The 17350-nt window shown below is 57.5% G+C and carries 11 protein-coding genes and 4 pseudogenes; 13 read left to right on the top strand and 2 right to left on the bottom strand.

All coding sequences use genetic code 11. From position 1 onward, the window contains the following. Window positions 1-156 precede the first annotated feature (156 nt). Window positions 157-1336: pseudogene (locus QMO82_RS03825) on the top strand (IS256 family transposase). 31 nt (window positions 1337-1367) lie between these two features. On the opposite strand, the gene QMO82_RS03820 reads toward QMO82_RS03825, so the two are convergent. Then, complete coding sequence (locus QMO82_RS03820) at window positions 1368-1799, bottom strand: hypothetical protein (protein WP_239789226.1); 432 nt, start codon at window positions 1797-1799, stop codon at window positions 1368-1370. A gap of 1462 nt (window positions 1800-3261) precedes the next feature. On the opposite strand from QMO82_RS03820, the pseudogene QMO82_RS03815 reads away from it, so the two are divergent. From QMO82_RS03815 to QMO82_RS03765, 11 genes and pseudogenes are all read left to right on the top strand, one after another. Further along, window positions 3262-3950: pseudogene (locus QMO82_RS03815) on the top strand (transposase). Between the two features lie 31 nt (window positions 3951-3981). After that, window positions 3982-4656 (top strand): annotated as a pseudogene (locus QMO82_RS03810) (IS3-like element ISRel21 family transposase); the annotation flags it as partial. A gap of 419 nt (window positions 4657-5075) precedes the next feature. Continuing rightward, on the top strand, window positions 5076-5969 hold the full coding sequence (gene nifH, locus QMO82_RS03805; protein WP_004675840.1) for a nitrogenase iron protein: 894 nt from the start codon (window positions 5076-5078) through the stop codon (window positions 5967-5969). A 107-nt stretch (window positions 5970-6076) separates the two neighbouring features. Next, window positions 6077-7579, top strand: a complete 1503-nt coding sequence (nifD, locus tag QMO82_RS03800) for a nitrogenase molybdenum-iron protein alpha chain (protein WP_010023084.1) — start codon at window positions 6077-6079, stop codon at window positions 7577-7579. Between the two features lie 123 nt (window positions 7580-7702). Then, complete coding sequence (nifK, locus tag QMO82_RS03795) at window positions 7703-9244, top strand: nitrogenase molybdenum-iron protein subunit beta (RefSeq protein ID WP_004677342.1); 1542 nt, start codon at window positions 7703-7705, stop codon at window positions 9242-9244. 58 nt (window positions 9245-9302) lie between these two features. Next, entirely contained in the window at window positions 9303-10793 is a 1491-nt protein-coding gene (gene nifE, locus QMO82_RS03790; protein WP_011053415.1) for a nitrogenase iron-molybdenum cofactor biosynthesis protein NifE, read from the top strand. Between the two features lie 9 nt (window positions 10794-10802). Then, window positions 10803-12158 carry a nitrogenase iron-molybdenum cofactor biosynthesis protein NifN gene (gene nifN, locus QMO82_RS03785; RefSeq protein WP_004672660.1) on the top strand — a complete coding sequence of 452 codons (1356 nt, stop codon included), beginning with the start codon at window positions 10803-10805 and terminating at the stop codon, window positions 12156-12158. Then, entirely contained in the window at window positions 12155-12649 is a 495-nt protein-coding gene (gene nifX, locus QMO82_RS03780; protein WP_008536565.1) for a nitrogen fixation protein NifX, read from the top strand. Before nifN ends, nifX begins: the two co-directional genes overlap by 4 nt. A gap of 3 nt (window positions 12650-12652) precedes the next feature. Beyond that, complete coding sequence (locus QMO82_RS03775) at window positions 12653-13141, top strand: NifX-associated nitrogen fixation protein (RefSeq protein WP_012489542.1); 489 nt, start codon at window positions 12653-12655, stop codon at window positions 13139-13141. A gap of 665 nt (window positions 13142-13806) precedes the next feature. Then, the gene (locus QMO82_RS33745) at window positions 13807-13959 is read left to right on the top strand and encodes an IS66 family transposase zinc-finger binding domain-containing protein (RefSeq protein WP_196411598.1); all 153 of its coding nucleotides are present in this window, start codon (window positions 13807-13809) and stop codon (window positions 13957-13959) included. Window positions 13960-14180: 221 nt separating this feature from the next. Next, window positions 14181-15113 carry a cation diffusion facilitator family transporter gene (locus QMO82_RS03765; RefSeq protein WP_008536567.1) on the top strand — a complete coding sequence of 311 codons (933 nt, stop codon included), beginning with the start codon at window positions 14181-14183 and terminating at the stop codon, window positions 15111-15113. A gap of 607 nt (window positions 15114-15720) precedes the next feature. Here the strand turns inward: QMO82_RS03765 and QMO82_RS03760 are convergent. Further along, on the bottom strand, window positions 15721-16449 hold the full coding sequence (locus tag QMO82_RS03760) for a carbonic anhydrase (RefSeq protein WP_029875819.1): 729 nt from the start codon (window positions 16447-16449) through the stop codon (window positions 15721-15723). A gap of 635 nt (window positions 16450-17084) precedes the next feature. Here QMO82_RS03760 and QMO82_RS03750 point away from each other — a divergent pair. After that, window positions 17085-17327, top strand: a pseudogene (locus QMO82_RS03750) (biotin/lipoyl-containing protein); the annotation flags it as partial. Window positions 17328-17350 lie beyond the last annotated feature (23 nt).

Here is a 17350-nt window from a genome sequence, read left to right as displayed (position 1 = left end):
TCCGCCTCGATTTCGGATAATACTTTCGGTTAAAGCGCTTCCACAATATTTGGATGCGTTATTCTTGTTCCAAGAAGTGGTGTAGCTGGATTTCCTAGCCATCGGTGATTTCCGGTAGGGTCGGGTTGCTTAGAGCCAACCTGAGGGACACCACCGATGACCGACGACATGATGAACCTGCGCTCACTCGTTGAGAAGAGCGCCGATGCCGATTTGCTGCGCGAGATGATCGGCTTTACTGCCGAGAAGCTGATGGCGCTGGAGGTCGGCACGAAGACCGGCGCGGGCTATGGCGAGAAGAATGGCTTCCGACTGGCCCAGCGTAACGGCTATCGCGACCGGGATTGGGAGACACGGGCGGGCACCGTCGAGCTGCGCATTCCCAAGCTTCGCACAGGCAGCTATTTCCCGAGCTTTCTCGAACCACGCCGGATGGCCGAGAAGGCCCTGACGGCGGTCATCGAAGAAGCCTATATCCATGGCGTTTCGACCCGATCCGTCGATGACCTCGTCAAGGCCATGGGCATGAGCGGCATCTCCAAAAGCCAGGTATCCCGGCTGTGCGAAGAAATCGATGAGAAGGTGAAGGTCTTCCTCGACAGGCCCATCGAAGGAGAATGGCCCTACCTGTGGATCGATGCGACCTCCCTCAAGGTTCGGCGCGGTGGTCGTATTGTCTCCGTCGCCGTAATCATCGCCGTCGGCGTCAACACCGACGGTCGACGCGAGGTGCTCGGCACGTCCGAGGCCGAGGCGACCTGGACGGAGTTTCTTCGAAAGCTGACCAGGCGGGGTCTGCGTGGCGTGAAGCTCGTTGTCTCCGATGCGCATGAGGGCATCAAGGCCGCAGTATCGAAGGTGCTCTCCGCCACCTGGCAGCGCTGCAGGGTCCACTTCATGCGCAATGCCTTGGCCCATGCTGGAAAGAGCGGACGCCGAGTTTTCTCCGCCTTCATTGCCACGGCCTTCGCTCAGGACACGCCGGAGGCGGCAAGCACTCAGTGGCGCAACGTCGCCGACCAGATCAGGCCAAAGGTACCGAAGCTCACCAGTCTTATGGACAGCGCCGAGCAAGACGTGCTCGCCTACATGTCCCAAGCAGCATTGGGCCAAACTTCACTCGACCAACCCGATTGAGCGATTGAACGGCGAGATCAAGCGGCGGACAGAGGTCGTCGGCATCTTCCCCAACGACGACGCCATCGTGCGCCTGGTCGGTGCGCTGCTGCTCGAACAGAACGATGAATGGGCCGTCCAGCGATCCCGCTACATGACACTTGAGACAATCGCCACAATGAGCGATGATCCCCTCATCAGCCTGCCAGCAGCAAGCTGACACTCATCCGGCTGGGATGAGCCGTGGTCGTCTAAGCTACACCACGTCCTGGGACATGATCCGCTTCTTGCTTTTGCATTGGGTGTGCAGGCGGCATAGCCATGATCTCCTTGGTGGCTTGGAGAATATCCTTTACGGAGGCTTCGTCTGGGCTTGTACCGCCGGCAATTGGATAGATCTCAGAGGATTCGCCAAAATTCCTTAACAACGACAGCATGGGACCGGGCGACACCGCCCAATCCAAATAGGTATATTCATTCCCCTGAACCGTGTTTCTCAAAGGGTGTTGGACGGCCCAGTTCATGCTGATTGTGATCAGAGAGCCCGTTTTCCGCCAGCATTCTAAGGCCGAAAACAATTGCTGCCTTTCAGCAGCTCCCTCGCCCATACCAAATAGGAGGGATACCCCAACCTTGATTCCGGCTTCGGACAAGATCTCAACTGCTTTGTCCGCGCGTTCCATCCACGAACCCTTCTTGGTGGCGATGTTCTTGTGAAGACCTCCAACAAGTTCTGGGCGCGGTGTCTCGACCCCGATGAAAAGATATCCAGGCCCATGCGGCCTAGTCTTCGTGCAAGGGCTGGGTTATTGACAATTTGGTCAATGGTCGCTTGTCCGCCAAGCCGCACAGGATTTTCGAGTGGGTCGAATACCTTTTCAAACTGGGCTACGAGGGCCGAATTCCATCCAAGAAGAGTTGAGTCTTCAATGAACGCCGAGACAGGAAAGTTTTCGCCGTAATCTGCCTTGACTACGCGGCGGGCTGCTGCGAGTTGGCCGCATAACCGGTGGGGGCTTATCTTGAACTGTCGAGGAGGCCCGCCAACGCTGATCCTCTCACTGCAGAAGATACAATCATAGATACATCCACGCCCGATGTCGCTGAAGACGTGCGCGGTAGGCGCGCCACCAAACACGTCAAAGCTAGTTGTAACTCCGAACATTTCGGCTGGGGATGGCATCCCATTATAATCGAGCGGCATGCCCGAAGAGCACACAGTGTGGACCTGATCGTCCATGATTGTGCCGGCGATCCAGTGCCCCGGGGTGGTCGTCAGGTGGCCCAATGAGAATTTCGCCTCCCTTGGCGAAAAACCTCTTGCTTCCAAGGAAGCTACGACGCACCCAATTTCCGCGATAAAGTGTTCACCATCTCCGGAGAGCGCGATGTCGAAACAGCTGGAAACTTTTCCGTCAGCAATTAGCCGCAGAGGGGACGCTAGATGATGTCTTACACGATTTTCGTCATCCCGATATATTGTTTCGGTGGCGTGGCGACCGCCAAGAACGATACAAACGTCATCGCCTAGAAACTCTCTGATGTATTTCGCTGTCTCAATCGCACCACGGAAGCATATCGACATCGCTCCTATGAGAACTAAATTGGGCCGGACCCGGACTAATAGCGGCGTTAGCCTTCGCTGCACATCGTCCCTGTCAGATAGCAGAAGCGTTGATTGTCGCCTGTCACTCCTGGTGCCGCGCCAATTGCTTTCGCCCCATGCACCTTCCGCCTTGGATGCCAGTGACGCAGCATATCTGCAGGCATTGTAGAGGCTTGCCGGATCGGCGCTTGATAATGCCATTTCGCCCGCCTCGCCGTGAGAAAACTGGGGAGCAGAACACGCGATTACACGTAAGCCCACGGGCTTCCTCCACTATCTGTAATATTTTTTGAAATGATTCGGGCGGTTAAGCGATCTTTTCTCCGGTATTAGACTCGGTCGTATCCGATGGCATAAGTATTGATACAACAAATAGGGCTCGTATAACCGCGAAGCACGCAGAATACACCAAGTGGTAATGCCCGGTATATTTGATAATCCGTCCTCCGCCGAAATTGCCTAAGAGCCCGATTTAAAAGAAGTTGAGCGATAACAGTCAGTTGTGATTCCCTATTGGTGCTAAATCAAATGGGGTTTCGATGAGCTGGACTGCTATCGCTCGCCGTGAGCATAACCGAGACGTGCTTCGTTTTCCAAGTGATTTGAAGGACCGGGAATGGGCGTTGATCAAACCGCTGATCCCGCCAGCGCGTCGTGGCGGGCGGCGTCGGACGACGAATATGCGCTCGGTCGTGGAGGCGATCCTCTATATCGCCTCGAGCGGCTGCCAATGGCGCATGCTGCCGGGCGATTTTCCGCCGGTTTCGACAGTGCGCGGTTATTTTTATGCTTGGCGCGCGATCGGACTGTGGCAGAGCATCAACCAGCTTCTGGTGATGGCGGCGCGGGAAATCGAGGGACGGGAGGCGCAACCGACGGCAGGGATTATCGACAGCCAAAGCGTAGCGACGGCGCACCCCATGTCCTCAAGGCGATCCGCCGCCGTTTTCCGTGGCTGCGCCACATCTTCGCCGATGGTGGCTACGCCGGAGCCAAGTTGAGGCGAGCAATGTGCGGCCATGGTGACTGGACGATCGAAATGGTCAAGCGTTCGGATCACGCCAAGGGCTTCGTCGTCCTGCCCAAGAGATGGGTGGTGGAAAGAACTTTCGCCTGGCTTGGACGCTGCCGCCGTCTCGCCAAGGATTGGGAGAAATCGATCGAAAGCGCAACCGCATGGGCGCAAATCGCTTCAATCAGAATGCTCACAAGGCGCATCGCAAGATAGGATATACGAATGAACTTTTGAATCGGGCTCTGAGACGCGGGTGCGCTACGGCTATCGCCGCGTGCATGTGCTGTTGGAACGCGAGGGTTGGGGCACCAACATCAAGCGAACCTACCGCATTTACAGGGACTTGGGGCTACAGTTGCGGAACAAGACACCGAAGCGGGGGGTAAAAGCCAAGCTTCGCGAGGATCGGCACATGGCCGTCGGACCCAACGACGTCTGGGCGATGGACTTCGTTCACGACCAACTCGCAACGGGTAAGAAACTGCGCGTGCTGACGGTGGTCGACACCTTCTCGCGCTACGTGCCGGTGCTTGATCCACGTCATAGCTATAGAGGCGAAGACGTTGTGCAAACCCTTGAACGGGTGTGCCAAAAAGCCGGCTATCCGAAAACGATCCGTGTCGACCAAGGGACCGAGTTCGTGTCGCGCGACTTGGACCTGTGGGCCTATTCCAAGGGTGTGACGTTGGACTTCTCACGCCCCGGCAAGCCGACTGATAATGCTTTCATCGAAGCGTTCAATGGCCGCTTCCGTGCAGAATGCCTGAACCAGCATTGGTTCCTGACCCTTGCGGATGCCCGCGAAAAGATGGAGGATTGGCGTAGATACTACAATGAGGAAAGACCTCATGGTGCGATCGGCAACAAGGTGCCGATCTCGTTGGTGAATTCGGGAGGCGCAACCAGCCCGCCTCCCTGAATGAAGCCGGAAAACTCTAGCATCCGGTGGTCCAACGTTTGGGAGCGTTTCAAGACCGCCGAGGCTCTAATCGCCGTCAGTGGCAGGTCAGGATCGAAAGCTTCAACATTTTTCGATTGGGAGCTGGGTGCGATTGTCTCCAGTTTTCGGATCCGTTGTCCTGCTGATAGTCGCGGTCGACCTAGCGGTGCAAGTGATGCCATCACGACACCGTCTGTCGGCTTTGTCTGATCGGCGACATTAGGTTTGTTTGGCAGTTTCCTGTGGTGGTTCGGAGTAACTTTCTGAAACCCAACAAAAGGATCTTTCCTTTGGCTCGATCGGCCCACATGGCACGGGTTTTGAAGATTGCCATGCGAGGCGGCGCGAGCTGCCTGCCTTTTACTCAGCGATGGATGGAACGAAAGAAGGAAGGCGATATGTCAGATTTGCGTCAAATCGCATTTTACGGCAAAGGGGGGATCGGCAAGTCCACCACCTCCCAAAATACGCTCGCAGCGCTTGTCGACCTCGGGCAGAAGATCCTGATCGTCGGATGCGACCCGAAAGCCGACTCCACCCGGCTGATCCTGAACGCCAAAGCACAGGACACGGTTCTGCATCTGGCAGCGCAGGAAGGTTCGGTGGAAGACCTTGAGCTCGAGGACGTGCTCAAGGCCGGCTACAAAGGCATCAAGTGCGTGGAGTCCGGCGGTCCGGAACCGGGCGTCGGCTGCGCCGGGCGCGGCGTCATCACCTCGATCAATTTCCTTGAAGAGAACGGTGCATATGACGATGTCGACTACGTCTCCTATGACGTGCTCGGCGATGTGGTGTGCGGTGGCTTTGCGATGCCGATCCGTGAGAACAAGGCCCAGGAGATCTACATCGTGATGTCCGGCGAGATGATGGCGCTCTATGCCGCCAACAACATCGCCAAGGGCATCCTGAAATATGCCCATTCCGGCGGCGTGCGGCTCGGCGGCCTGATCTGTAACGAGCGCCAGACGGACCGCGAGCTCGACCTCTCCGAGGCGCTGGCTGCCAGGCTCAATTCCAAGCTCATCCACTTTGTGCCGCGTGACAACATCGTCCAGCACGCCGAGCTCAGGAAGATGACGGTGATCCAGTACGCGCCGGACTCCAAGCAGGCCGGGGAATATCGGGCGCTAGCCGAGAAGATCCATGCCAATTCGGGCCAAGGGACCATTCCGACCCCGATTACCATGGAAGAGCTCGAAGACATGCTGCTCGACTTCGGCATCATGAAGAGCGACGAGCAGATGCTGGCCGAACTACAGGCCAAGGAGTCAGCGGTGGTTGCGGCTCAATAACTGCCGCTGTCGACAGGACGCGCTGGCCCTTGCGCCAGCGCGTCCTTCCAAGAAAGCCGCTTCGGCGACGACGACCTAACCCGAACCTTGAAAGGGGGCAGGGGCCCATGAGCCTTGATTACGAGAATGACAGCGTTTTGCATGAACAGCTCATTGCGGAAGTATTAGCGCAATATCCAGACAAGGCGGCGAAGCGCCGCAAGAAGCACCTCAGCGTCGCAACGAGCGGCGACGAGCCTGGCGATGAGCCGAAGGCCCTTTCCGAATGCGACGTCAAATCGAACATCAAGTCCATTCCGGGCGTGATGACGATCCGCGGCTGCGCCTATGCCGGTTCCAAAGGCGTGGTATGGGGGCCGGTCAAGGACATGGTCCACATCTCGCACGGGCCGGTCGGTTGCGGTCATTATTCCTGGTCGCAACGCCGCAACTACTACGTCGGCCTGACGGGCATCGACACGTTCGTGACGCTGCAGTTCACCTCAGACTTCCAGGAAAAGGACATCGTGTTCGGCGGCGACAAGAAGCTTGAACAGGTCATCGACGAGATCGAGGAGCTTTTCCCCCTCAACAACGGCATCAGCGTGCAGTCGGAATGCCCGATCGGGCTGATTGGCGACGACATTGAGGCGGTGTCGCGCAAGAAGGCCAAGGAGCACGAAAAGACGATCGTGCCGGTACGCTGCGAGGGCTTCCGCGGCGTCTCGCAATCGCTCGGCCACCACATCGCCAACGACGCCATCCGTGACTGGGTTTTCGACAAGAACGAAGTCGAGTTTGAGACCGGCCCTTACGATGTCAACGTCGTCGGCGACTACAATATCGGTGGCGACGCGTGGGCTACGCGCATTCTATTGGAGGAGGTGGGGCTGCGCGTGGTCGGCAACTGGTCGGGTGATGCCACGCTCGCTGAGGTCGAGCGCGCGCCAAAGGCCAAGCTGAACCTCATCCACTGCTACCGCTCGATGAACTACATCTGTCGGCACATGGAGGAAAAATACGGCATCCCGTGGATGGAATACAATTTCTTTGGTCCGTCCCAGATCGAAACCTCCCTGCGCGAAATAGCCAAGCACTTCGGTCCGGAAATCGTCGACAAGACCGAGGCTGTCATCACCAAGTACCGGCCCCTGGTCGATGCTGTCGTCGACAAGTACCGGCCGCGCCTCGAAGGCAAGACGGTGATGCTCTATGTCGGCGGCCTGCGTCCTCGCCACGTCATCACGGCCTATGAGGACCTCGGCATGCGGATCGTCGGCACCGGCTACGAGTTCGCCCACAACGACGACTATCAGCGCACCGGCCATTATGTGAACAAGGGTACGCTGATCTATGACGACGTGACCGGTTACGAGCTGGAAAAGTTCATCGAAGGCATCCGCCCCGACCTTGTTGGGTCCGGCATTAAAGAGAAGTATCCGGTGCAGAAGATGGGCATCCCCTTCCGCCAGATGCACTCCTGGGATTATTCCGGCCCGTATCACGGCTATGACGGCTTCGCCATATTCGCCCGCGACATGGATCTGGCCATCAATAATCCGGTGTGGGATCTCTACGACGTCCCCTGGAAAAAAGAGGCCGCGCCAGCTGAGGCGGTTGCGGCCGAATGAGAGCCTGGCCTGTCTTGGGAAGGGGCAGGCCAGGCTCTTCCTATCGGACTTGATCCGCACTCGTGACAGATGACATCCCATTGCCGCCACCGGTGCGGCGCGATGAAAAGAAAGGTGCTTACTATGCCGCAGTCGGCGGAAAAAGTTCTCGACCATGCTCCCCTGTTCCGCGAGCCGGAATACAGGCAGATGCTCGCCGAGAAGAAAGCCAATTTCGAATGCCCCCACCCGGATCAGGTCGTTGCCGATCAAAACGACTTCACGAAGACCTGGGAGTATCGCGAAAAGAACCTGGGCCGCGAAGCCCTGGTCGTGAACCCGGCCAAAGCCTGCCAGCCGCTCGGTGCCGTCTTCGCAGCCGCAGGCTTTGAGCAAACGATGTCCTTCGTCCATGGCAGCCAGGGCTGCGTCGCTTATTACCGTTCGCATCTGTCGCGTCACTTCAAGGAGCCTTCATCGGCGGTCTCGTCCTCGATGACGGAGGACGCGGCAGTGTTCGGCGGGTTGAAGAACATGGTCGACGGGCTCGCCAATACATACAAGCTCTACGATCCGAAGATGATCGCCGTCTCGACCACCTGCATGGCCGAAGTCATTGGAGACGACCTCCACGGCTTCATCGAAAACGCAAAGAACGAAGGGTCGGTCCCGCACGACTTCGATGTTCCTTTCGCCCACACGCCTGCCTTCGTCGGCAGCCACGTCGATGGCTATGACGGCATGATCAAGGGCATTCTGGAGAACTTCTGGAAAGGCAACGAGCGGAAGGAGGTTGCTCAAGCCATCAACATCATTCCCGGCTTCGACGGCTTCTGCGTCGGCAACAACCGCGAACTGAAGCGCCTGCTCGACATGATGGGCGTATCCTACATCTTCATCCAGGATGCCTCCGACCAGTTCGACACGCCGTCTGACGGTACGTACCGCATGTATGACGGCGGCACGAAGATCGAGGACTTGAAAACGGCGTTGAATGCCGAAGCGACCCTGTCGCTGCAGCACTATAACACGCGCAAAACGCTGGAATATTGCAAGGAGGTCGGTCAGGTTACGGCTTCGTTCCATTATCCGCTGGGTGTTCAGGCGACCGACGAATTCCTGATGAAGGTCTCGGAGATTACCGGCAAGGAAATTCCTCCGGCAATCGGCCTGGAACGCGGCCGTCTCGTCGACGCTATGGCAGATAGCCAAGCCTGGCTGCACGGGAAGAAATACGCGATCTACGGCGATCCTGACTTCGTCTACGCCGTTGCCCGGTTCGTCTTGGAAACCGGCGGTGAGCCGACCCACTGCCTTGCTACCAACGGCACGTCGGCCTGGGAAGCCGAGATGAAGGCGTTGCTCGCATCCTCGCCCTTCGGCAAGGATGCCCAGGTCTGGGCGGGCAAGGACCTGTGGGCGTTGCGCTCGCTGCTCTTTACCGAGCCGGTTGATCTTATGATCGGCAATTCCTATGGCAAGTATCTCGAGCGCGACACCGGCACCCCATTGATCCGGCTGACCTTTCCGATATTCGACCGGCACCATCACCACCGTTTCCCGCTCATGGGCTACCAAGGCGGCCTGCGCGTCCTGACGACGATCCTCGACAAGATCTTCGACAAGCTCGATCGCGAGACGAGCGAGCCGGGTGTGACGGACTATTCTTACGACCTGACCCGCTAGGAGCGGCGGCGGTCGGCCTTGTGAGGCCGGCCGCCTTCATCTGAACTTGGAGACCGCAATGCCCTTGCTCAATGCTAAAGTCCAGGATGTCTTCGACGAGCCTGCCTGCGAGAAGAACCGCAGCAAGGATTCCAAGGCGCGCAAAAACGGCTGTTCGAAGCCGCTGATCCCCGGGGCGGCAGCCGGCGGATGCGCTTTCGATGGCGCCAAGATCGTGCTGCAGCCGATCACCGACGTCGCGCACCTGATCCATGGGCCTCTCGGCTGTGAGGGCAATTCCTGGGACAACCGCGGATCGGCTTCCTCAGGTCCAACGCTCTGGCGCACCAGTTTCACGACCGACCTCACTGAAACCGAAGTGGTGATGGGGCACGGCGAGCGGAAACTTTTTAAAGCAATCCGCGAGATCAAGGAGGCCCATGCTCCACCGGCGATTTTCGTCTATTCGACCTGTGTGACAGCATTGATCGGCGACGACATCGAGGTCGTCTGCAAGCGGGCCGCGGAAAAATTCGGCCTTCCGGTGGTGCCGGTCAACGCACCGGGCTTTGCCGGCTCCAAGAACCTTGGCAATAAGCTCGCCGGTGAAGCGTTGCTCGATCATGTGATCGGCAGCGTAGAGCCGAACGACGTGACCGCCTACGACATCAATATCATTGGTGAGTTCAACCTATCCGGCGAGTTTTGGCTGGTAAAGCCGCTTCTTGACCGGCTGGGGATCAGAGTAAGGGCCTGCATTCCAGGAGACGCCCGATATCTTGACATTGCTTCTGCGCATCGCGCCAAGGCGTCCATGTTGGTGTGCTCGACAGCACTCATCAACCTCGCCCGCAAAATGGAGGAGCTGTGGGATATCCCGTTCTTCGAAGGCTCCTTTTACGGAATTACCGACACCTCGGAAGCACTCAGACAGATCGCCAAGCTGCTCGTGATGCAGGGGGCGGATCCCGAAATCCTCGAGCGCACCGAGGCATTGATCGCGGAGGAGGAGGCGATTGCCTGGATGAAACTCGCAGCATATCGACCAAGGCTTGAAGGCAAGCGCGTGTTGCTCAACACCGGCGGCGTCAAGTCCTGGTCGGTTGTCCATGCGCTGATGGAGGTGGGCATCGAGATCGTGGGCACCTCGGTCAAGAAATCCACGCCTGAAGACAAGGAACGTATCAAGCAACTCCTGAAAGACGAAAACCACCTGTTCGAGTCAATGGCGCCGCGCGAGCTTTATAACATGCTCGCCGACGGTAAAGCCGACATCATGTTGTCTGGCGGGCGCACGCAATTCATCGCGCTGAAGGCCAAGACACCTTGGCTCGATATCAACCAGGAACGCCACCACCCCTATGCCGGCTATGACGGCATGGTGGAGCTCGTTCGCCAGATCGATCTTGCTATTCACAATCCGATCTGGATGGAGGTGCGGGAGCCGGCACCGTGGGAATGCCAGCATGCGGTGGAAGAAGAACTGACGAATACCAAGAGCGAGAACGAGACTGGGTACGTCTTGCAAAACTTTGTCGGCGCGGTCGCCGGCAGCTTCTGCAAGCGTTGAGGAAAGCCGATGGTTCAAGTCTTTCCCCAGACCAAATCAGCTGCGGTCAATCCGCTGAAATCGTCGCAGCCGCTCGGCGCCGCGCTCGCCTTTCTTGGCGTCGAGCGTGCCGTGCCGCTGTTCCACGGCAGCCAGGGCTGCACCAGCTTGGCGCTGGTACTTTTAGTCCGGCACTTTAAGGAAGCCATTCCCTTGCAGACAACGGCATTGGACGCAGTGGCGACCATTCTTGGCGGCGCAGGCAATCTGGAAGAGGCGATCCTAAATCTCAAGAGGCGCGCAAAACCCAAGCTGATCGGAATTTGCACGACAGCCCTGGTGGAAACCCGCGGCGAAGATTTCGCAGGCGATCTCGCCAACATCAAGCGGGATCGTGCCGATGAGCTCGCGGGTACGGAGGTTGTGCTGGCGAATACCCCGGATTTCGAGGGAGCGATCGAAGAGGGATGGGCGAAGGCCGTCATCTCTATGGTCGAGCGCATCACCACTCCAGGCGAGCAGAGCCGCCACCAAAAGAAGATTGCGATCCTACCAGGATGGCATCTGACAGTCGCTGACATCGAGCTTCTGCGCGAAACGGTCGAAAGCTTCGGTCTGAAGCCGGTGATCCTGCCGGACATTTCCGGCTCTCTCGACGGCACGGTGCCCGGCGATCGTTGGGTTCCGACCACCTATGGCGGTACTCCCGTCGACGAGATACAAGAGCTTGGCACGGCGGCGCAATGTATCGCGATCGGCGAGCATATGCGCCGCCCCGCAGAGCTACTGCGGACCCGGACGGGAGTCCCTTACGCATTGTTCCAGTCGCTGACAGGATTGAAACGAGCCGACCGGTTCGTCTCGTTTCTTTCTGAGATTTCTGGTGCGCCGGTGCCAGCAAACATCCGCCGTCGCCGAGCACAGCTGCAGGACGCCCTGCTCGACGGACATTTCCATTTCGGAGGCAAGAAGATCGCAATTGCTGTGGAGCCGGACCAGCTCTACCAATTCGCTACCTTCTTCACCGGCATGGGCGCCGAAATCGCGGCAGCGGTCACCACGACCGGCACCTCAAAAATACTCGCGGAAATGCCGGCCGAATCGCTCCAGGTCGGTGATCTTGGCGATCTCGAAGAACTTGCCGTCGGCGCTGATCTTCTCGTCACGCATTCGCATGGACGACAAGCGGCGGAGCGCCTTGGGATTCCGCTCATGCGGGTGGGCTTCCCGATATTCGACCGACTCGGCAGCCAGCATAAGCTCACAAGTCTCTATCAGGGAACGCGCGACCTGATCTTCGATGTTTCCAACATCTTCCAGGCCAATCAGCGCGCGCCGTGTCCTGGATCGCTTGATCCCTCCCGCAAAGGAGAACTGCCTAGATGATCGCCGCTCGTCGCCTTTCCCTCGTCCCTGACGGGGTTCACTCGTCAGCTCCAAAACGGAAGGCTGGCGCGTTGCGCGTCGCAATCGCCACTCAAGATATGAAATCTCTCGACGCCCATTTCGGATCGGCAAAACGTTTCGTCGTCTATGATGTGAGTCCCGACGACTGGAAACTGGTGGAAGTCCTGGACTTCGAAGACGTTTCCGACCAGAGCGGAAAGCATCGGAACGAGGACGTCGATCGTATTAACCCGAAGGTGAAGGCGTTGGAAGGTTGTCACTTATTGTTCTGTCTGGCGATCGGTGGGCCATCGGCAGCCCGAGTTGTTTCGGCCAAAATCCACCCAATTAAAGTATCCGATCCTCAACTGATCGAAGATGTTTTGTCGCGAACTCGGGCGATGCTCAGGACTACTCCGCCACCCTGGTTACGCAAGGTGCTAACCGAAGCAGGCGCCATTGAAAAGAAGCCTTTCGATGAGGAGGACTAAGAAATGGGTACATTGACAGGAAGTACGGATGGCCCTGCTGTCAACGAGGATGGGGATCTCGCCACCCCTTTTCTCAGATGCCTGATAAGGCTCATTCGCGCTCAGGATGCCCATGGGGCGTGGGAAGGCAAATCGGACACTGACCTGCTGGCCGACTTCATCCTCACCAAGGAGCAGCGCCGTAAGATCCCGATCATAGGCGATCCGGATCCGTATGTGCTGTGGAGGCTACAGAACTTTTACAGTTGCGTGGGGCTTGTGATCGAAGAGTGCACAGGCCTGTTGGCATCGCCGATCATGACGATCGGCCATGAGGGCTTCGGCCGCTTGCTTTTCACGACTGGACGGTTGGTCGTTCTGTCGAAGACCCTGCGCGATGTCCACCGGTTCGGCTTTGAGACGCTAGGCAAGCTCGCCGAGACCGGCACGAAAATGGTCGATGACGCTATTGAAGTTATCGAAACCTATCCCGACGTGGCGCGGGCATCATGAAATCAATTTTCGAGGAAAGAGATCATGTCAGACATTGTGGAGCAGCTGAAGAAGGTCCGCAAGCTGCAGTCCCGCGCCGCCGCTGCCAAAATCTCAGCATTTGCAATGGCCAGAACGAGAGTTCGATGGTGAGCTCACTGGCATGATCATGGCTCTCAACCACGCGGCGGTTGCCGCCTGAAGAACTGCCAGACTCTCGTTGCCGCAGACGACATTGCTGCGCAATCTCGCGAACAAATTAGGAGAACGGTGTTGCGTTTCACAATCTTTTGCGGCCTCCTGCTGCTCGTCGTCTGGGCGAAGGCACTAACGAGTTACTTCGTCTGGCATTCCATCCACGAAGTCATCGTTGCAATGGTGGCTAGTTTGTTGCTTCTTCAGTGGGCGTATATCGCAAGCCTGCTCTTTTCCATCTGGCAATCCAGCCGTAATTGCAGGAGTCGCCAAAGGGCTAGACGATCCGATCATCGCTAGACTAGAACGTGGTGTCAGCCACAGCCTATCATGAGGGCGAAAACCTCGGCGTTCTTTGGAACGCCTCTCATCAAATCAGATCCAACCATGAGTCAACGGAATTCGAACCTGCCGGATTACGTGGATGCGTCGAGAGCCCTATCGCCGCGCAAGCTCTGCAACCTCGGCCGTGCCATGATGACGTGTAACAGGTGGCCTGCTCATGCCCTATCTGTGGTGGCTCCGACTTCATTCGCGGCGGCGAGACCGTCAGCGAAGTGCTGGACTATGTTCATGCGTCCTTCCGTGTCGTGCATCATGTCCAGCCCCGCTTTACCTGCAAAGCAAAATTGGCCCTTGTTTAGATAGTCGAGGCCGCACTGCCAGAACACAGCGAGGCGATTTTGTCTTGTGGCCAGGTATGTGAAAGACGCTCATGCGAGCCCACTGGACAGGAGAGGTCAGCATTTGAATTTAAAAAGGTACCTTGATCCAAAAGTGGATGTGCTCGCTTCAGTAGCTGAATTGGATGGTCTGTACCGCGTCCAGAGGACCATAAAGAAACGTAAGTTATAAGGCTGAGCCTATGAATTTCATGAGAACGGAGCAGGGGCTTCTCTGCGTTTCAATTGCCGTTACCATCCTCCTTGCCTGCATCGGCATTTTGTTCGGGATCATTTCAGGTTCGTTCGCAATCATATTCGATGGTGTCTACGCATTGACGGACGCTGCTATGACTGTCGTAGCTCTGCTTGTTACAAAGCTCATCGCGTCATCCGAAGCGCCCTCCAGCAAAGGAAAACTTATCGAGCATTTCACGATGGGGTTCTGGCATCTTGAGCCCATAGTCTTGGCTCTCAACGGCATTCTCATAACCGGGTCGGCTGTTTACGCACTTGTCAACGCAATCGGCAGCATTTTGCATGGGGGACGTCCGCTCAACTTTAGTCAAGCGATCGTCTACGCCGTCGTAACACTCGGTGTGACAGCCACCATGGGGGTTATTGGTGATCGAGCTAATCGTAAGATCAAATCTGATTTCGTTGCCCTGGATACGAAAGCTTGGCTGATGTCCGCCGGGCTAACGATCGGGTTACTCGTCGCGTTTGCCATCGGATATTTAATTCAGGGGTCTTCTTACGAATGGATCTCGCCGTTTATTGACCCGGTCGCGCTGGCATTAATCTGCATTGTGATCATTCCCATTCCGGCGGGCACGGTTCGGCGAGCGCTCGCCGACATACTGCTTGTTACGCCATTAGATCTCAAACAACAAGTTGACGCGGTCGCCAAAACAATCATCGAACGACATGGATTCATATCCCACCGGGCTTATGTGGCCCGGGTCGGCCGAGGCCGGCAAATCGAGCTACATTTCGTTGTCTCAGAGGACCTCCCGGCGAGGAAATTGCAGGAATGGGATAAGATCCGTGACGAAATCGGGCTCGCGATTGGTAACGAGGGTCCGAGTCGTCGGCTCACCATCGCCTTTACAACCGATCCTGAGTGGGCGGATTAGGATTTTGAACCGAATTTGGAGCCCTGTATCGCAGGCATTCCATAACGGGCGTGATCCTCGAACCGGATGCATAGCTCGGCGTTTTTTCCAGCCACCATGCGTCAATTTCACGGTTCGTACCAATCTTCGATCAATGCGGCCAGTTTCGATGCCGTAGTTTTCCGTTATGCCTCCAGGCGCGATACTCGATTCAGCGAATAGGGTTGGCTGAACCCAGATCGCGCCTTTGCGTTCAAGCTCCACAGGCGGTTTCGCCGTCTTGATCTTGTTGAGATCCTGCCGGAGGCCGATTGTCTCGCGTTCTTTGAAACGAGCGACGCCTATGTCCTTGTACTGGCTCAGGAGGGCGCGGCCCAGCTGCCCAGGTTCCGATAGATGTCATCGCGCAGCTGTCGGACCTGTCGATTGAGCTCACCAAGTTGCGCAGGCGTATGGTCGGAAATTTCCAGAAGAGCATCGCCCAGGCAGCCAGCTCGCGACCTCAGCTCCGGCCCGCGTAACCCGCCGGGTGATGCTGCGGGCTGCAAGGGTCATCAGCGACTATGGTTCCGCGAACGCGACGAGGCGCCCGCGGATAGCCGTCGGCAACATGAAGTCGCCTCGTAGGTCAGACCTTGTGCAGAAAATCGACCACGCCGGTATCGAGATCATAATAGGCGGGCACGATCTTCACCTTGCCTTCCTCGACCAGGCGAGAAACAATCGCACTTTCGGTGAGGATGCGCTCGGCGCCGTTGAAGGCATTGGCATGGACGGTCTTGTCGACAAAATTGTCGCCGCGATCGGTCTCCGCCAAAGCCACGGGCAGGATCGGCTGGGTCATCTTGCCGATTGAGCCATCGAGCTTGGTGCCCTTGGACACGACCTCGCAGGCGGCGGAGACCGCCCCGCAACGCTTGTGGCCCATGACGACGATCAGCGGCGCATGCAGATGTTCGGTGCCATATTCGATCGTGCCGAGCACATCGGTGTCGACCACGTTTCCGGCATTGCGGGCGACGAAGAGTTCGCCGAGCGTCACGCCGCCGAATACAAGTTCCGGCACGACACGGCTGTCGGAACAGGTCAGCACGATCGCCCAAGGTGCCTGGCTCTTGGCGACGCCCTGCCGGCGCTTGGAAATATTGGCGGCGCAGGCTTCCGTGTCGGCGACGAATTTCTTGTTGCCTTCCTGGAGTTTTGCCAGTGCTTCATCCGGCAGGAGGGCGGGAGCGTTCGAGGCGAATGCCGGCATGGTCATGTCAAAGCCTGCAGTCATGACGGCCACGCCTCCGATGCCGGCAAATTTCAGCAGGGAGCGACGGCTGAGTGGGGAGGAATTGCATTCAAAGCACATGGTATCGGTCCTTTTGCAATATCCGGGATGGCTGCGGAGAAATGGCACCTGCTCCAAGTCATGTCCGGCAATTCTCCGGGAATCGGAGAATGGCCGATTGGTTATGCCTTGATATGGCACTCATCAAGCGGAATTTTGACGCATCGGAGGAGCTAAGCCAATCCTGGAGTATTGCCCCGGCCGGACGGTAGATCAACCCGGCCCTGACGGGTTCTGGCGAGGGATGCTCATGCGCGGCATATTGGGTTGCAAGGGACCCTTTGGGCGCTGCCTTCTGCTTCTTTAGTGGCTCCGCTGCCGCCGGCGGGATCGCATTCATTAACTCACTCGGGAACCTAGGAGCATTTGTGGGGCCGTTCGTTATAGGGTATCTCCGTAGTCAGCCCGGAGGTTTTTCCACAGGCCTATACGCTTTGGCAATCATGGGCCTAGCCGCGACAGTCATGTTGATTTTCCTCCTGCGCCTCCTGCGCCTCCTGCGCCAAACTCGATAGAAACAACCAGATGTTCTTGTGTTTGTTGTCACGTGAGCCGAGCTGGTTAGGTGCACAACGAGATGCGGCTCGGGTCCGCGAGGAACCAACAGCAAGAGCTCGCAAAATTCCTCAGCGTCACCGGCCGCCGTCTTCGCACCCAAGGCCGAACCCGGCAATGCCGCTCATGTCGGCGCACCGATGCCGGGCGCCATCTCGCGCGTCTTTGTGTCGCCCGGACAGGCGATCAATGCCGACGATGTGCTGGTGTCGACCGAAGCGATGAAGGTGGAAACGGCAATTCACGCCGAGGAGAACGGCACGATCGCCGAAGTTCTCGTCAAAGCCGGCGACCAGATCGATGCCAAGGACCTGCTTGTAACTATCGCGGCCGGTTCAGCGTAAAGTTCCATAACATGCATTATGCC

This window comes from Rhizobium sp. BT04, from assembly GCF_030053135.1.
Lineage (GTDB): Bacteria > Pseudomonadota > Alphaproteobacteria > Rhizobiales > Rhizobiaceae > Rhizobium > Rhizobium binxianense.
Note: the sequence above shows the minus strand (reverse complement) of the source record. Positions and strands in the feature narration are given on the sequence as shown.